Raw genomic sequence first — 16,067 nt, forward strand, 5'->3', positions numbered from 1 at the left:
AGGAGTCTAACTCATGGCACATAAAAAAGCTGGCGGTAGTACTCGTAACGGCCGCGATTCAGAAAGTAAACGTCTTGGTGTTAAGCGCTTTGGCGGTGAATCAGTTCTAGCAGGTAACATTATCGTTCGTCAACGTGGTACTAAGTTCCACGCTGGTGTAAACGTAGGTATTGGTCGTGACCATACTTTGTTTGCATTATCAGACGGTAAAGTAAAGTTTGAAGTTAAAGGTCCTAATAACCGTAAGTTTATTAGTATCGAAGCTTAATTCTTTACAAAAGCTAGTCTTCGAAAGCCCTGCCTCCGGTAGGGCTTTTGTGTTTCTTTATCCCATTGAGCGTTTGTTCCTCAGGGGTATTAAAAATTTTAACTGCAAGAGAGTGTAATTTTTCTTGTAGAACAATTAGATGCGGTAGGCGATATTGTGGTGTTTGCTATCTTCGGCGCTTTCCTGCACATCCCATGTATTTGGGGTTATAATTTACAGATTGAGTGGTGTCAGGAGTAGGTATGAAGTTTATTGATGAGGCAAGTATTAGGGTTGAGGCTGGTGATGGTGGCAGTGGCTGCGTTAGCTTTCGACGTGAAAAATACGTACCTGATGGTGGCCCTGATGGCGGCGACGGTGGTGATGGCGGCAGTGTATTTCTGCAAGCCGATGAAAACTACAACACTTTAATTGATTATCGCTTTGAGCGTTTTCATATGGCCGAACGTGGCAGTAATGGCCGTGGTCGTGATTGTACTGGACACGGCGGTGCTGATCTGATCCTCAAAGTTCCTGTTGGTACTCGTGCTGTGGATGATGAAACTCAAGAGCTTATTGGCGATTTGACGGTTCATGACCAAAAGTTGCTCGTTGCAAAAGGTGGCTTCCATGGCTTAGGCAACACTCGCTTTAAAAGCAGTACTAACCGTGCGCCACGTCAAAAAACTTTAGGTACGCCAGGCGAAGTGCGTTCGCTTAGGTTAGAATTGTTGCTGCTTGCTGATGTTGGCTTATTAGGCATGCCTAATGCGGGTAAATCCACCTTTATACGTGCAGTATCAAGAGCAACGCCTAAAGTTGCAGATTACCCGTTTACGACTTTGGTGCCTAACCTTGGCGTAGTTAATCCTCGTCCAGGTCAAAGCTTCGTTATTGCAGATATTCCAGGTTTGATTGAAGGTGCATCTGATGGTGCCGGTCTTGGTATTCGTTTCCTTAAGCACTTAGAACGTTGCCGTGTATTGCTGCATGTTTTGGATATCGAGCCTATTGATGGCAGTTCTCCTGCAGAAGCGGCAAGAGCTATTGTTGCCGAGCTTGAAAAATATTCACCTAAGCTTGCTGCTAAGCCGCGTTGGTTAGTCTTTAACAAGACAGATTTAATGCTAGAAGAAGAGCTTCAGGCTAAAGTTGATGCCATAGTTGCGGAAATGGATTGGCAGGGTGATGTCTATACCATGTCAGCCTTTAATCGCATTGGTACTAAGGAATTGAGTCTTAAACTGTTGGATTATATTGCCAGTCTTCCTCCTGTGGATGAAAGTATTGATCCTGACAGCGAAGTTGAGTTTAAGTGGGATAATTACCACGAAGCTAACGCAGAATCAGTTAATGAAGATTACAATGATGATTTTGATGATGATTTTGATGACGACGATTACGATGTCGAAGTTATTTATCAAAGGTAGTCATTTACTTACCATGAGATAAGTGTGTATACAGAAACTCAAAATGATATTACACGCTTAGTAGTTCGCACCGCGCAGCTACTCTTGGCCTATGGCGCTGAATCTGAACTTATTGAAGAGATCAGTCAGCGTCTTGGTAAAGCCTTAGGCCTTGCTAGTGTTGAATTATCACTTTCCTCAAATTCGTTAGTGCTCACTAGCCTAGTTCATGGCCGTTGTATAACCACCACTCGTCGTATTCGCGATCATGGTTTAAACATGATGATTGTCTGTGAATTACAACGTATCTGTATTTTGGCTGAAAAAGGCATTTATGGTGCTGATGAAGTTCGCCGCCGTTTAGCTCGTATCACGCCTAGAACCTATCCCGCAAAGCTGGTTGTGTTTATGATTGGCCTATCTTGTGCCAGCTTTTGTCATTTATTTGGTGGCGATATTGCTGCCAGCGTGATCACATTCATTGCATCAGCCATAGGCATGGCTGTGCGACTAAGTTTAGCGAAAGGGCATTTTAATCCATTAGTCAATTTTGCTGTAACCGCATTTATTACCACCATGGTGGCCCAAAGTGGCTACCTTATTCCGTTAACTCAAACCCCTAAGATTGCTATGGCTGCCTGTGTATTGATGTTAGTACCTGGATTTCCACTCATCAATGCCATTTCAGATATGGTTAAAGGGCATATGGGGGTGGGAATTTCTCGTTGGGCTTATGCAAGTTTGCTTACGCTCGCATCTGTTATCGGGATAAGTATTGCGATGCAGTTAGGAGGCTTATTTCTCTAATGGATTTATTGCTGACTTTACTTAACGATGCGCTTTTTTCGGCAATCCCAGCTGTGGGTTTTGCTATGGTGTTTAATGTTCCGCGACGATTTCTACCTTATTGCGCTCTGGCAGGAGCCATAGGCCATAGTTGCCGCACTCTGCTACTCACTATCGCTATGCCGATTGAATGGGCTACCTTCGCTGCAGCAGCTATTATAGGCGTAGTAACAATTGGCTTTGCCAAGCGACATATGGCACCGCCGCTAATGTATTCAGTGGCGGCCGTAATTCCAATGATCCCAGGTACCTACGCATTCAATACCATGATAGCCTTGGTGCAGATGACATCCCAGCCACAGATTGATGCTGAACTCACAGCGGCAGTCATCACTAATGGACTTAAGACGGTATTTATTTTAGGTGCGCTTGCTGTAGGTTTAGCCATGCCGAGCTTAGTGTATTACCGTACACGTCCAATTATTTAATTCCACAAAGGTAAGGATAAAAAATGCGGATCGCCCTGATTGCTGCGATGGCAAATAATCGCGTCATAGGAAAAGATAATCAGATGCCATGGCATCTTCCCGAAGATCTGCGCCATTTTAAGGCTATGACGTTAGGAAAACCTGTGGTCATGGGCCGAAAAACTTTTGAGTCTATTGGTCGGCCATTGCCAGGCAGGCATAATATTGTGATCACTCGTCAAGCTGATTATGTTATTGATGGTGTCTCTTGTGTATCTTCATTCGAAGAAGCTAAGGCGCTTGCCGGTGATTGTGAGGAGTTGATCGTGATGGGGGGGGGGCAGCTTTACGCAGAAATTCTCCCCATGGCCGATATTATGTATCTGACCTTTATTAAGTTAGATATTGAAGGTGACACCTTTTTCCCTTTATGGAACGAGCAAGATTGGCAAACGATACAAACGGAAAATGTAACAAATGATAATGAATTAGAATATAGCTTTAACACTCTGGTGAAAAAGTGTTAAATTAGGGGGCTTTTTTACCCTTGAGCAAGAATTTGTATTACATTTTCTTAATAACACCGAATAATAAAGGAGTGTCAGATGCGTTTAGTGCCAATAGCGATCGCCGCTGTGATCGCAGCATCTTCAGTGTCAGCCCCAGTTCATGCAAATACAGATCAATTAGTTGCTAACATTTGTGATTACGTAAAATCTGACGATAAGAATAGATTACGTAAAAAACTGAAAGAAAGTCGTGCAAAATTGCGCAATATTTATACTGGCATTTCTTGCGATGGTGTCAGTCTTCTGCGTACTGCTTATGCAGCCAATGCTGGCGATGTTGGCGAGTATGTTGCTAAGCGCTTAAGCGCTGATGAGCTAAGTGTTGCTGAAGGAGATGGTAAGACTATCTTAGATTGGGCCAATGCAAACGGGCATGGTGCTAGCCCAATTACTGCTGCAATTAAAGAAAGATTAGGTAACTAGAACGAGTTAGCTTTTTTGATACATAGTTAAATCTTTATAGTTAATAAAGCCAAGTCAAACTGACTTGGCTTTATTTTTAGTTTAAATTTGGAATAAATGTTATTTAACCTCAGGTAGGGATAATAAATGCTGTATCAAACAGCTCCTTGTACCGCTAATTACATTGAATTTATTTGCAATAGGTTAGCGATTGGCGCATAAATTCATCTTATTATTAGGCAGAGTTCAAGTTTGAATATCAGACGTCGAATTTAAACTGCTTCAATGTCATTGATTCATCTCTTAATTCAAATTAAGGTTGTTTTTTGTTCATTGTGATGAGTTAAAAAAGGCCCTCGTGGGCCTTTTTTATTTGTTGTCGAGCAGTAAAGTTAGACTTTAAATTCACCCACAGAAGATTGCAGCTCTTCAGCAAGCTTAGCGACTTGAAGACTGGATTGAGATGTCTGGTTTGCGCCACTTGCTGTTTCTTCCGAAATTGAAGCAATATGTTCAAGTTTTTCAGAAACTTGTTGACTTACTAGATTCTGCTCTTGGGCTGCATGAGCAATATGGCTACCTGCATCAAAGGCTTTATGAACTGATTGGCTGATACTTTCTAGCGCAAGGTTGGCTTGTTCTGTTTTATCAACACAGGTATTAGCTTGTTCTCTGCCTAAATCCATGGCAGCAACAGCTTGCTGGGCACCTTTTTGCAGCACTTCAATCATCTGCTGAATTTCTTGAGTCGATACTTGGGTACGTGATGCTAGGCTCCTCACTTCATCAGCAACTACCGCAAAACCACGACCTTGCTCTCCTGCTCGAGCCGCTTCAATTGCGGCGTTAAGGGCGAGTAAATTAGTCTGCTCTGCAATACCGCGGATTACGTCTAAGATCGAGCCAATAGCAGCGCTGTCAGAGTGAAGTTTATTGATCACTATGTTCGCCTTACCGATTTCATCGGCCAGTGACAAGATGGTGTGTTTGTTTTCATCTGCGATACTGCGCATGTGTTGAGTTTCTTGATCTGCTTGCTTTATCTGCTCTAATGCATGATCAGCGCTCAGAGAGACCTGCTGTGCACTTGAGCTTAACTCTGTGGTGGCGGTGGCAATTTGATCGACCTGATTCTTTTGCTCTTGAATACTAATGGTTGTTTGATTGGTTATGGATGAGGTTTGCTCCGCCGCTGAGGCAAGTTGGTTTGATCTATCTAAAATACCAACAATTAAGCTTCTTAAACTATCAACTAATCGATTACAGTTTTTAGATAGTTCAGCAAATTCATCGTGACCCGAGTCATCAAGTTTATGAGTTAAATCTCCTGATGCTAATACATTTAAGGCTTGATTGACTTTATCTAGAGATTGCGTCAATGGTTTAACCACGGCATAACTGATGCCTATAGCGACAACTATAGCTAGAACAACTACCATCATGGTATTAATGCTGGCTTTATCAATATTACTAATAGCATTATTACTAATTTCAGTGGCAAAGGCATCAATGTTACGAGCCAATATTTTCATTTTAGCGTTAACATCAAGTAAGGAGTTATCCATTTCTGCAAGTTTGGTATGAGCGGCTTGGTTATGGCGGATTTGACTGGCTTTTAATGCGATAATCGAATTATTACCTGATAGCTGAGCAATCACTTTTTCGGTTTCGCTATTAAGGTCTGTTAATATGTCATCATCGAGAATGCCATCGCCTTGGCGATTAATGTACTCAATCTTGTTTTTGATTTCGCTGACCATATAGTCAAGTTCTTTGACTATTAGCTCATATTTACTGTTCTCCTCAGCGCCAACTAAATCATAAACAGTAGTAATGATATTGATAAAGTTGGTTTCAACAAGACTTGCAGAAGCCGCTAGGCTTTTTTCTGTTTGATCTTCACTGCTTTCTAAATCGGTAATATCCATTAATAACGATGATGCATCATCGGCAGCATCTTCTAATTTACTGCGCATTGTGAGTAAGGTTTCTTGTTCACTTAATGCACTATTACGCTCAGAGAGTAGTGTTTGACTCACTTTTTCAAATTGTGCGTAACTAGATTTAAGTTGGCTTAATGGGTTGGTAAACTCGACTTGATTAGCAATTAGTTGGCTGAGCTTGGTGAGCTGAGTATTAAAATCGTTAGCTTGTTGCTTTAATGCTTTTTCTATTGGTGGGATTTTAGTTGAGTGATTGCTGTAATAAGCCAATAGTGCTTGAACTTGTTGAGAACTGATATTCTCCGTTAATTCATTGGTCGCGTTAAGTGCAGGTAAGCTAACGCCCTGCAATGTAGCTGTACTGTCCTTAATACTGGAATTCGTCAGTAGCGTTACACCACCCAGAAGTATCAATAAAAGTGTGACTATACTAAAACCGCCAATAACCCTGGTGGCAACATTTATTTTCATAAAATACTCCGATTATTATTATTTGTTCCCAAGGCACTGAACCAAGTTAGAGGTTTGCGTCCTTTGCAGCATGCTAGATATATCAGGTTACGATTTCTATCGGCTAAATTAGCATTTAGTTTAACGCGAATTTAACTTTGTTTGTGTAATTTTTTCATTATTTTCAACTTGCCACAGAGTTAAATGCTCTCCCCAGCAACATCCTGTATCCAAGGCTTTAATATCATTAACACCAGTTTGCCCCATAAGTGCAGCCCAGTGACCAAATACTTTGGTTTGATTACTGGTAGCTGACTTGAAAGTAAACCAAGGTGTTATGTTTGTATTAAGGTTATCTTGTGGCGGTAATTTGCAATCAAACTCAAGGCTGCCATCTCGATGTAAATAGCGCATCCGAGTGAGCCCATTAATACAATACCTGAGCCTGTCAATATCGCTTAGGGTTTCACTCCATTGAGCTGGGCCATTAATGTACATATGCGCGATTAACGACTCTAGATAATCGCTGCGCTTGAGGGCTTGACTGACTTGTTCAGCTTCAATCGTTAACCTAGTTAGATCCCATTGTGGTGGGACGCCTGCGTGAGTCATCACGATATTATATTCGGGGAGGAATTGGACTAGGGGAAGCTCTCTTAGCCAGCTGATCAATATGTTGAGATCTGTTGCGGCTAAAAGCTCACCAAGATTATCTTTAGGGTTGGCAGATTTAAGCTTACCTTGTACGGCTAATAGGTGCAGATCGTGATTGCCCAATACCAATTTAGCGCTGCTTTCTAAGGACTTTAAATATCGCAATGTTTTTAATGAATCAGGCCCACGAGCGACCATGTCGCCCACAGCCCAAAGCTCATCAATAGACGGGTTAAATCCTACCTTTTGTAATAACAGCTCAAGTTCAGCGAAGCAGCCTTGAATATCTCCGACAAAGTAATGTGCCATTATTGCATGACGCCAGGCATAGCTAAGCGAAAAGCGGGAATATTGGCTTTAAAGACTTCACCTAATCCGCTTTCCATAGTGTAGTTACCGCGCATAAATCCAATAGGAGTTTCAAACACTGTGCCACTAGTGTATTGATAGGCGTTATTGGGGGCTATGGTTGGCGTTTCACCTACGACCCCTGGTCCCTTGACATGGCTTTCTTGACCGTTGGCATCGGTGATCACCCAGTGACGACTTTTCAGAGTTACGTTTACGTCACTGAGATTAACGATAGTGATAGTGTAGGAGAATACGTATTTACCCTCTAAAAGCGATGATTGCTGTTTAAGAAAGTGGCTTTCTACATTAATTTTTATATTATCGGCTGGAAAACTCATGGGCAGTATTATCTCAAGAAATCAAACAAGGCGTTTTTCAGGAATAAAAAAGGGCACCTAGATGCCCTTTAATTATTATTGCTTGTCACAGAGCAGGTTTGCAAGAGCGACATATTGCTCTACGCTAATTTGTTCAGGCCTGAGGCTAGCATCAATGTTCAATAAGCTGAACTCTTCATCGCTAATGAGTTGCTTTAAGTTATTACGTAGGGTTTTACGGCGCATATTAAAGGCCGTTGTACATACATTTCTAAGCACACTTACATCTTTACATGGCCAAGGCTTATTCGCATAAGGCAACAGGCGTACCACGGCTGAATCAACTTTTGGCGCTGGAGTGAAGCTATGTGGCGGCACTTCAAGCACTGGCACAACTTGGCAGTAATATTGCGCCATTACAGTTAAGCGACCGTAGGCTTTACAACCCGGACTTGCAGATAAGCGCAGCACCACTTCTTTTTGTAGCATAAAGTGCATGGTTTCAATAATTTCTGCAAACTCAAACAGATGGAACATCAAAGGCGTAGAGATGTTGTATGGCAAATTACCAAAGACTTTCATCTTTTTACCGGCCTGTTGCAAAGTCGAGAAATCAAATTGCAACGCATCACCTTGATGAATATCGAGCTTATCTTTAAGTGTCGGATGATTTTGCAGTCGTTCAACTAAATCACGGTCGAGTTCCACTACGCTGAGCTTATCTATACTCATGGCAACGGGTTCTGTAATAGCCCCAAGGCCTGGGCCAATTTCTACCATCACATGGTCATTGTCCGGTGCAATCGCGCCCACAATACGACTGATGATACTGTCGTCGGTCAGGAAGTTTTGACCGAATCGTTTTCTAGCCGTATGGCCTAAATGTACTTTATTACTCATTTAAAATTAGTTACTTACTTTTGAGGCCAGTTCAATGGCTTTATTTAAGGCGCAGATAAAACTGCCGCTATCGGCTAAGCCTGTACCTGCCAGTTCTAAGGCGGTGCCATGGTCAACTGAGGTCCTAATATAAGGTAGACCTAAGGTGATATTGACAGATTTACCAAAACCCAAGGATTTTAGCACAGGTAGGCCTTGATCGTGATACATGGCAAGTACCACATCGGCATCCTGTAAATATTTTGGCTGGAACAGGGTGTCCGCAGGCAAAGGTCCGACTAATTGTATTCCTTGCTCTCTAAGCTCGTTTAGCGCGGGGATCATCACATCAAGCTCTTCTCGCCCGATATGACCATCTTCGCCAGCATGAGGGTTTAAGCCGCAGACATAAATTTTCGGAGCACCTAATCCAAATTTGCTTTTAAGCTCTTTATGTAAAATGTTGATGATATGGTGCAGTCTATCTCGAGTGATAGCTTTGGCTACATAAGCTAACGGGATATGGGTTGTCATTAAGGCAACTTGTAACCCAGGCGCGGCTAACATCATCACCACATCTTGACAGTTAGCCTGCACTGCAAAAAATTCTGTGTGGCCACTAAAAGCGATACCCGCTTGATTGATAATGCCTTTATGCACTGGCCCCGTTACCACTGCATCAAATTCACGGCTCATGTTCTTTTCGCCGGCATAGCGTAAAGTATCAACCACATAGTTACTATTAAGCTCATTGAGCACGCCACATTCAACTTCGGCGGCCAGTTCAAAAGGCATAACAGTGAGAGTGCCCGCAGCTTGTGGCTGTGGAGCGCGCTCGGGAACATAAGGGATAAGCGTTAAAGGAAGGCCAAGCTTAGCGGCCCTTGCTAATAATAATTCAGGGTTAGCACAAACAACTAGCTCAGCAGGCCAAGCCTGCTGAGCTAGAGTGATAACAAGATCTGGCCCTATACTGGCAGGTTCCCCTGCCGTAATGGCGATACGTTTGGTCATCAGGACAAGTTACCCACGGTCAACTTCTGGTTCTAATACTTCGATATAAGCATCGCTACGCATCTCATCTAACCATGCTTGCAGTTCTTCATTAAATTTACGACGGAAGATGAGTTGGTGTGCACGGTTACTGTTAAATTGTTCAGTAGCATCTGTGGTGCGTTTAGCAAGTAATTGCGCAAGGTGCCAACCATGAGTGGTTCGAAATGGCTCGCTGATTTCATTGTCTTGTAAGCTATTAAGAGTTTGTGCAAACTCCGGCACATAGACATCTGGGCTTGACCAACCTAATTCGCCACCTTTGGCTGCTGAGCCTGGATCTTCTGAATACTGACGTGCTAATTCAGCAAACTCAGCTTCTCCGCTAAGAATTTGCTTTTGAAAATTAACTAGCATGGCTTTGGCGCGCTCTTCCGATAAAATCGGTGATGGCTTTAGCAAGATATGACGAGATTTAACTTCTTCAACTTCTTTAACTTGTAAGCCACGAGCATCCATGACTTTAATGATATGAAAGCCGGAACCTGACTTAATTGGACCTATGATATCGCCATTCTTAGCGCCATTAACAACTTCGGCAAATAAGGTCGGCATTTCATTGATGTTCATGTAATCCCAAACGCCACCTTCTAGAGCTTTAGGTCCAGAAGAAGAGGCAATGGCGGTTGAGCGAAAATCATCGCCCTCTTTTAAACGTTTTAGTACAAGATTGGCACGTTTACTGGATGCTTCAAGCTGTTCACTGCTTGGGTCGTTTGGTACATCAATTAAGATATGGCCAATTTGAAACTCCACTTCCTTTAACCCTTGTTCCTGCATTAATTTGACTAAGCCGCTAATTTCTTGGGGTGACACTTGGATGCGACGTTGTACTTGAATACGCTGAATTTCACCTAAGGTAATCTCTTCTCTTAGTTGCTCGCGGTATTGGCTAAAGCTTAAACCATCATTTTCTAATTGTTTTTGTAACTGGCTTACTGTTAGTTTTTGTTCTTTTGCAATGCTTTCGATGGTCTGATCTAATTGTAAATCGCCAATTTGTAGACCAATACGTTCTGCCATCTGCAGTTGCAAGCGAGTTAAAATTAAGCGCTCTACCACTTGAGTGCGCAGAGCCTCATCTGATGGTAGCGTTTGGTTAGATTTTTTGGCGTTAGCCCGAACAGTGGCAAGCATGTTGCCTATTTCACTCTCTAGAATGATGCCATCATTAATTTGCACCGAAACGCGATCTAGGGCTACAGGGGCTGCTACTGCAGTGTGGCTCATGGCGAGAGCGAGTAGCGCGGTTACTATTTTTTTACTGTGTTTCATCCACAACATCCTTGGCACATTCAAAATTCGTTATAAAAGGCTTTTTAGCCTAAATTATCATAATACCTTGGGGGTAATTAAGGTATGACGTCTGTTTGACTCTTAATTTGACGCTAGGTTCAGCAATCTAGCATAAAAGTTCAATAAAGCGTGTTTAGTTCCTTAAGTAAAGCGGCTTTCTGTAGTTAAATAAGCCTTCATTTAGCATATCACTAACTCCTAGTGGTCCAGAGCCCCCAAGGCCTTTAATGACAAAGTTTAAGTAAACACCTTTCTCAAACTCTTCTCTACCGTCTATGCTGGCATTAAGCTGATCGTCATAATTGGTTTTTATTCTGTAATGATAACTTAAGCGTACAGCCCAGCAGCAAGACTCATATTGAATGCCTGTATAGGTTTCAATATCACGTTCTTCTTTTAAGTCATGGTACCAATTGCCAACAAAGTACAGTGAGTCTGTTAATGGCCAAGAAGTACGCATGCCTACCTGTGATATATCCACTCGACCATTGGTATTGGTATTAAGTAAATCAGGGACAAAACGGTAACTAAACTGCAGTAACTTATCATTACTCGGGCGATAATCTAAAGTGACTTCGCTTTTTTTATTCTTGCCGTGCTCAGTATCGTGTTGCACAGCGCCACTGATAAACCAGTCTTGGTAAAGCCTTGCATCAAGTTCTACTGCAAGCACGGATGCCGATTGCTTGGCATCCCTTATCCCTTGGTTTAGCAATATTTTACTTTCTTCTAAGTAAAATATTTGTCCTACACTGAGTTTAAATTGCTCACGATTGCTACTATCGAGTAATCGACTGGTTAAGCCCACTGTCGCTTGATTAGCATCTGCAATTCTGTCATGTCCTGAGAAGCGGCGGTCACGAAATAAGCCAAAATAATCATCTTGGAGTTGCGCGGTATCATAAAAACCAATTTGAGATTGGTCCTCATAACCCACATAAAGATACTGCACTTGAGGCTCTAAAGTTTGTCGGTAAGATTCCCCCCAAATATCTGCAGCACGCTCAAAGTTGACTTTACCATGTAAGCGAAGTTGAGGAATGGTACGGCTGACATCTTGGTTATAGATATTGCTAGGGTCGGTCGCCTGCTGAAAAAATTCAGTTTGAAGTAGCTTCATCTCACTGGTGAAAGAGCCAGCAGGTCCTTGAATTGGCCATACTAGGCTTGGGACTAAATGGATCCGAGTTGCCGTATTAAGGCTGTCATCTTGATGCTCAAAATTGGTCAATTCACTATTGAAGTTAAAATCAATAGCTTGCCAAATATCTGCAATGCGATAATTAAGGTTCAGTTGCGGCATTACTCGGTAAGGCTTTTGTGATTCCCCCAAGACTTTGATGTCTTGCACTCGAACGCTCATGTCCCAATTACGCTCGAAATAACTGGCTTCGCCAATGCGGGATAATTGATTATCGGTTGAGCGGTTGACATCAGAATTTAAATCATTGAAATAGTTGTTATCGGAGACATCGGTGAAGTTGCCTTGTACCCGCCAATTATCATTAATGGCACCTTGATGGCTCATGTTGTACAAGTAGCGGTTAGGGGCACCTGCTAATTTATTATCGCCATCTAAATACTCAAAATTAACTTGGCCTTGTTGGGCATCACCCGCCAGATAATTAACTTGAGTTTTAGTAAATAGTCCGCGGGATGACATCATATCAGGGGTGAAGGTAAGGTCATACTCTGGGGCGATATTCCAGTAATAGGGGGTACTGACTTGCACACCATTGGTTGTGCTGGTGCTAAAATTTGGAAACAAAAAGCCCGTTTTACGTTTATCAGAAACCGGCACTGTCATATAAGGAATATACAATATGGGCACATCGGCAATTCGCAGCTTAGCATTCCAGATTTCGCCCCATTCTTCCTTACTGTCGATTTTTATCAGTTCAGCTTCTAATAGCCAAGATTCATCACCTGGAGGGCAAGTGGTAAAATTTGTATCGCTGAGCAGCAAATTATTCTCAGAGGTGATTTGCATTTTACTGGCATCGCCATGAACTTGCTGCCCATGTAACCAATATTTAGTGTTTTCTAAGGTTGCACTGTTACTGCTCATCTGTGCTTCAAGAGAGTCAGCCGTTACAGTGAGTTTTTCATCTTTAAATATAAGGTTGCCTGATGCACTGAGTTGTTGTTGACGTTGATCTAATGTGGCTTCGTCCGCTGCAATATGTCGCAGCCCTTGACTGAAGCTCACATCGCCGACAAAGTGTGCTTGTTTATTAAATGATGCATTGGTGTGATCTGATATGATCACTATGTCATCTACTTTAATACCTGTGAGTTTTTCTCTATCCTCGAATGAACGTGATACAGGTGGCTCAATAAGGCATTGAGAAAAGGCTGGCGCTAGAGTCGGTTCTTCTTCAGCCCATACAAGATGTGGCATTAGGCTGAGTAGCAATAAGTATCGGATCTTCATTATTATCAAATAGTTTGAATTCATAGTCCGGAAAAGAAGTATGGATGCAGCAATCGCTATCAAGTCCACTTGATTGATTTTTTAGCTGTTTCCACATGTTATGATGGCTATAATAAAGCAATTTTTCATTAAGAGCCATTGAGATGAGTTTAACTGATCCAAGATTTTTAGCCTTACAAGAATGGTTAAGGTCGTTTTTCAATTCCAAGATTGATATTTCTTTGATTTGCGGTGATGCAAGCTTTAGGCGCTACTTTCGGGTCGCTCATCAAGATAGCCAGTACATAGTGGCTGATTCACCGCCACATTTGGTGCCAATAGAGCCGTTTGTTGCTATTGCCAATGCTTATCAAGAGGCAGGGCTTTCAGTGCCTAAAGTGCTGCATGCTTGTACTGAACAAGGCTTTGTATTGCAAAGCGATTTGGGTGAGCTTCAATTACTGTCTTTGCTCACACTTAACAATGTGGCCGAGCAATATCGCGCAGCATTAAGATTATTACCGCAAGTTGCCAGAGTGACACAAGTCCAAGTGGCAGCAGATAAAAATAGCCATGGCGTTGATGGTCATCAAGACAAAGCGATTTACCAATCTCTGCCTATTTATAATGCTGAGTTTCTTCAGCGTGAGCTGGGGATTTTCTCTGAGTGGCTATTGAGCATACATCTTGGATTAACCTTAACGGCAAATGAGCAGCAGATGCTTGTAAAGGCTTTTGAATATTTAACCCAAAGCGCACTGGCTCAACCCAAAGTGGGCATGCACAGGGATTTTCATAGTCGTAATTTGATTGTCGCAGCATCATCGTCAGATGACTTAGCATCAGATGCAGTGAGCGACACTCAAGTGATTGCCTCACAAACTCTGGGGATTGTAGATTTTCAAGATGCCGTAATAGGGCCAATCACATACGATGCGGTGTCCTTACTTAGGGATTGCTATATCAAGTGGCCTCAGGCCATCATAGCGCCATTAATTGAATTTCATTATCAGCTGTGCATTGAACAAGGACTTTTGGAGCCCTGCGTTAGCTTAGCGAGCTACACTCGATGGTTTGATTTAATGGGCATGCAGCGCCACATAAAAGCAGCGGGTATTTTTGCGCGGCTTAATTACCGCGACAATAAATCTGGCTATATGGCGGACATTCCTTTGACCTTAAGTTATTTAGTGGATATCGGCAGTCAATACCCTGAGTTAATGGAATTTAGCCAGTGGATAAAAAATACGATTTTACCTTTAGTGGAAAATAAACTCTCAACGGAAACAAAGCAATGAAGGCCATGATATTAGCCGCGGGTCGTGGTGAACGCTTAAGGCCGCTTACGGATACTGTGCCCAAACCTTTAGTGTGTGTTGCAGGTAAGCCTTTGATTATTTATCACCTAGAGAAATTAGCCGCCATCGGGGTGAGTGAAGTGGTCATCAATCACGCTTGGCTTGGACAAAAGCTCATCGACACTTTAGGCTCTGGGCAGCGATGGGGACTCACGATCCACTACAGTGAGGAAGTCCAAGCGCTAGAGACAGCAGGCGGGATAAAAAAAGCCTTACCTTTACTCGGGGATGGGCCTTTTTTGGTGATCAATGGTGATGTGTTTATTGAATCCTTGCCTACATTGCCTGAATTAAATGCTATCAGTCCTGCTAACCATTGCTTGGCTCATCTTTGGCTGGTAAAAAATCCAAGCCAACATCCTAATGGTGACTTTGGGTTTCTCCCTCAAGATGACGAGCAGACTATCTTAACCCAAGGGCTGCTAAGGGATGACTCACTGCTTAAGTTTACTTTTTCCGGGATTGGGCTTTATCATCCACAGCTTTTTGCAGATATTGCTGAAGGCGCAGTTCCTTTAGGGCCACTGTTAAGAGAGAAAATGGCTTTAGGTCAAGTTACTGGCCAGTTACATGATGGTTTTTGGTGCGATGTCGGTACCTTGGAGCGACTAGTCCAATTGGAAGCCAAACTCGAAATAGAATAAGTAAGACATTAATAGAGAGCAAGCAGATGCGAATTTGGGGTAAGGTTTTTGGTTTTATTATTGGTTTTATGTTTGGGCGTTTTTTTGGCGCAATACTTGGACTTTGGTTAGGGCACCTTTACGATAAACGTCAGGGATTAGAAGGCTTAATGACCAAGGGCCGTGAGCGTCAGGCACAGTTTTTTAATACTACCTTTGCCGTGATGGGGCATGTGGCTAAAGCCTCAGGGCAAGTGACTCAGACTGATATTAAAATTGCCTCATTATTGATGGATCAAATGAAGCTTTCGGGACAAGCAAGGCAAGATGCTCAGCAAGCTTTTAAAGCCGGACGTGATGTCGATTTCGATTTACATCAAACACTGGCTGATTTTCGTAAATTGACTTTCGGCCGTCCTGAATTGGTGCAGATGTTTATTGAAATCCAAATTCAGACCGCGCTATCAGATGGTGAAATTGAATCGAAAGAGCGCGCCGTTCTTGGCACAATAGCGAAAGAGTTAGGCCTTCGAGCTCAAGATCTAGATGCACTGTTACAGCGTTGGCAGGCTGAGTTCCACCATCACTCTTCCAGCAGTGGTAGCCAGAAAATGGGCATGGGAGATGCTTATTCTTTGCTGGGCCTTACTGAGTCAGCGAGCGATCAAGAGGTTAAAAAAGCTTACCGAAAACTGATGAATGAGCACCATCCCGATAAGCTGGTTGCTAAGGGCTTACCCGAAGAAATGATGGCGTTAGCGAAAGCCAAAACTCAAGATATTCAATCGGCCTACGAGCGGATAAAAGCCAATCGTGGTATGCGCTAGCATTAGCTGGGTATCAAAAAGTG

General features: G+C 42.7%; 16 protein-coding genes. 9 read left to right on the plus strand and 7 right to left on the minus strand.

Features of this window, described 5'->3' with window-relative positions; genetic code table 11:
* Positions 1-13: 13 nt before the first annotated feature.
* From rpmA to H5073_RS04770, 6 genes are all read left to right on the plus strand, one after another.
* Positions 14-268, plus strand: coding sequence for a 50S ribosomal protein L27 (gene rpmA / locus H5073_RS04745; RefSeq protein ID WP_011497353.1), 255 nt, complete (start codon positions 14-16; stop codon positions 266-268).
* Positions 269-510: 242 nt separating this feature from the next.
* On the plus strand, positions 511-1,677 hold the full coding sequence (gene cgtA, locus H5073_RS04750; protein WP_182677487.1) for an Obg family GTPase CgtA: 1,167 nt from the start codon (positions 511-513) through the stop codon (positions 1,675-1,677).
* 24 nt (positions 1,678-1,701) lie between these two features.
* Positions 1,702-2,463, plus strand: coding sequence for a threonine/serine exporter family protein (locus H5073_RS04755; protein ID WP_182677489.1), 762 nt, complete (start codon positions 1,702-1,704; stop codon positions 2,461-2,463).
* Positions 2,463-2,930 carry a threonine/serine exporter family protein gene (locus tag H5073_RS04760; protein WP_182677491.1) on the plus strand — a complete coding sequence of 156 codons (468 nt, stop codon included), beginning with the start codon at positions 2,463-2,465 and terminating at the stop codon, positions 2,928-2,930. The genes H5073_RS04755 and H5073_RS04760 overlap by 1 nt, the downstream gene beginning before the upstream one ends.
* Before the next feature lie 23 nt (positions 2,931-2,953).
* Complete coding sequence (gene folA / locus H5073_RS04765) at positions 2,954-3,436, plus strand: type 3 dihydrofolate reductase (RefSeq protein WP_182677493.1); 483 nt, start codon at positions 2,954-2,956, stop codon at positions 3,434-3,436.
* Positions 3,437-3,514: 78 nt separating this feature from the next.
* Positions 3,515-3,901 carry a DUF3718 domain-containing protein gene (locus H5073_RS04770; RefSeq protein WP_182677495.1) on the plus strand — a complete coding sequence of 129 codons (387 nt, stop codon included), beginning with the start codon at positions 3,515-3,517 and terminating at the stop codon, positions 3,899-3,901.
* 371 nt (positions 3,902-4,272) lie between these two features.
* Here the strand turns inward: H5073_RS04770 and H5073_RS04775 are convergent, their stop codons facing one another.
* From H5073_RS04775 to lptD, 7 genes are all read right to left on the minus strand, one after another.
* Complete coding sequence (locus tag H5073_RS04775) at positions 4,273-6,294, minus strand: methyl-accepting chemotaxis protein (protein WP_182677497.1); 2,022 nt, start codon at positions 6,292-6,294, stop codon at positions 4,273-4,275.
* 120 nt (positions 6,295-6,414) lie between these two features.
* Positions 6,415-7,236, minus strand: a complete 822-nt coding sequence (locus H5073_RS04780) for a symmetrical bis(5'-nucleosyl)-tetraphosphatase (RefSeq protein WP_182677499.1) — start codon at positions 7,234-7,236, stop codon at positions 6,415-6,417.
* On the minus strand, positions 7,236-7,616 hold the full coding sequence (gene apaG, locus H5073_RS04785; RefSeq protein ID WP_182677501.1) for a Co2+/Mg2+ efflux protein ApaG: 381 nt from the start codon (positions 7,614-7,616) through the stop codon (positions 7,236-7,238). The genes H5073_RS04780 and apaG overlap by 1 nt, the downstream gene beginning before the upstream one ends.
* A gap of 75 nt (positions 7,617-7,691) precedes the next feature.
* Positions 7,692-8,495, minus strand: a complete 804-nt coding sequence (gene rsmA / locus H5073_RS04790) for a 16S rRNA (adenine(1518)-N(6)/adenine(1519)-N(6))-dimethyltransferase RsmA (protein WP_182677503.1) — start codon at positions 8,493-8,495, stop codon at positions 7,692-7,694.
* Positions 8,496-8,501: 6 nt separating this feature from the next.
* Positions 8,502-9,491 (minus strand): 4-hydroxythreonine-4-phosphate dehydrogenase PdxA, encoded by a 990-nt coding sequence (gene pdxA, locus H5073_RS04795; protein ID WP_182677581.1) that lies wholly within the window; start codon positions 9,489-9,491, stop codon positions 8,502-8,504.
* 6 nt (positions 9,492-9,497) lie between these two features.
* Entirely contained in the window at positions 9,498-10,802 is a 1,305-nt protein-coding gene (gene surA / locus H5073_RS04800; RefSeq protein WP_182677505.1) for a peptidylprolyl isomerase SurA, read from the minus strand.
* A gap of 154 nt (positions 10,803-10,956) precedes the next feature.
* Entirely contained in the window at positions 10,957-13,257 is a 2,301-nt protein-coding gene (gene lptD, locus H5073_RS04805; RefSeq protein WP_182677507.1) for an LPS assembly protein LptD, read from the minus strand.
* Positions 13,258-13,400: 143 nt separating this feature from the next.
* On the opposite strand from lptD, the gene H5073_RS04810 reads away from it, so the two are divergent.
* The 3 genes from H5073_RS04810 to djlA are packed head-to-tail and all read left to right on the plus strand — an operon-like array spanning position 13,401 to position 16,044.
* Positions 13,401-14,534: an aminoglycoside phosphotransferase family protein gene (locus tag H5073_RS04810; RefSeq protein WP_182677509.1), complete on the plus strand. Its 1,134-nt coding sequence runs from the start codon at positions 13,401-13,403 to the stop codon at positions 14,532-14,534.
* Positions 14,531-15,238: an N-acetylmuramate alpha-1-phosphate uridylyltransferase MurU gene (murU, locus tag H5073_RS04815; RefSeq protein ID WP_182677511.1), complete on the plus strand. Its 708-nt coding sequence runs from the start codon at positions 14,531-14,533 to the stop codon at positions 15,236-15,238. Before H5073_RS04810 ends, murU begins: the two co-directional genes overlap by 4 nt.
* A gap of 26 nt (positions 15,239-15,264) precedes the next feature.
* On the plus strand, positions 15,265-16,044 hold the full coding sequence (gene djlA / locus H5073_RS04820) for a co-chaperone DjlA (protein WP_182677512.1): 780 nt from the start codon (positions 15,265-15,267) through the stop codon (positions 16,042-16,044).
* The last annotated feature ends 23 nt before the right edge of the window (positions 16,045-16,067 follow it).

Origin of the sequence: Shewanella sp. SR44-3 (assembly GCF_014163735.1) — a bacterium.
GTDB lineage: Bacteria > Pseudomonadota > Gammaproteobacteria > Enterobacterales > Shewanellaceae > Shewanella.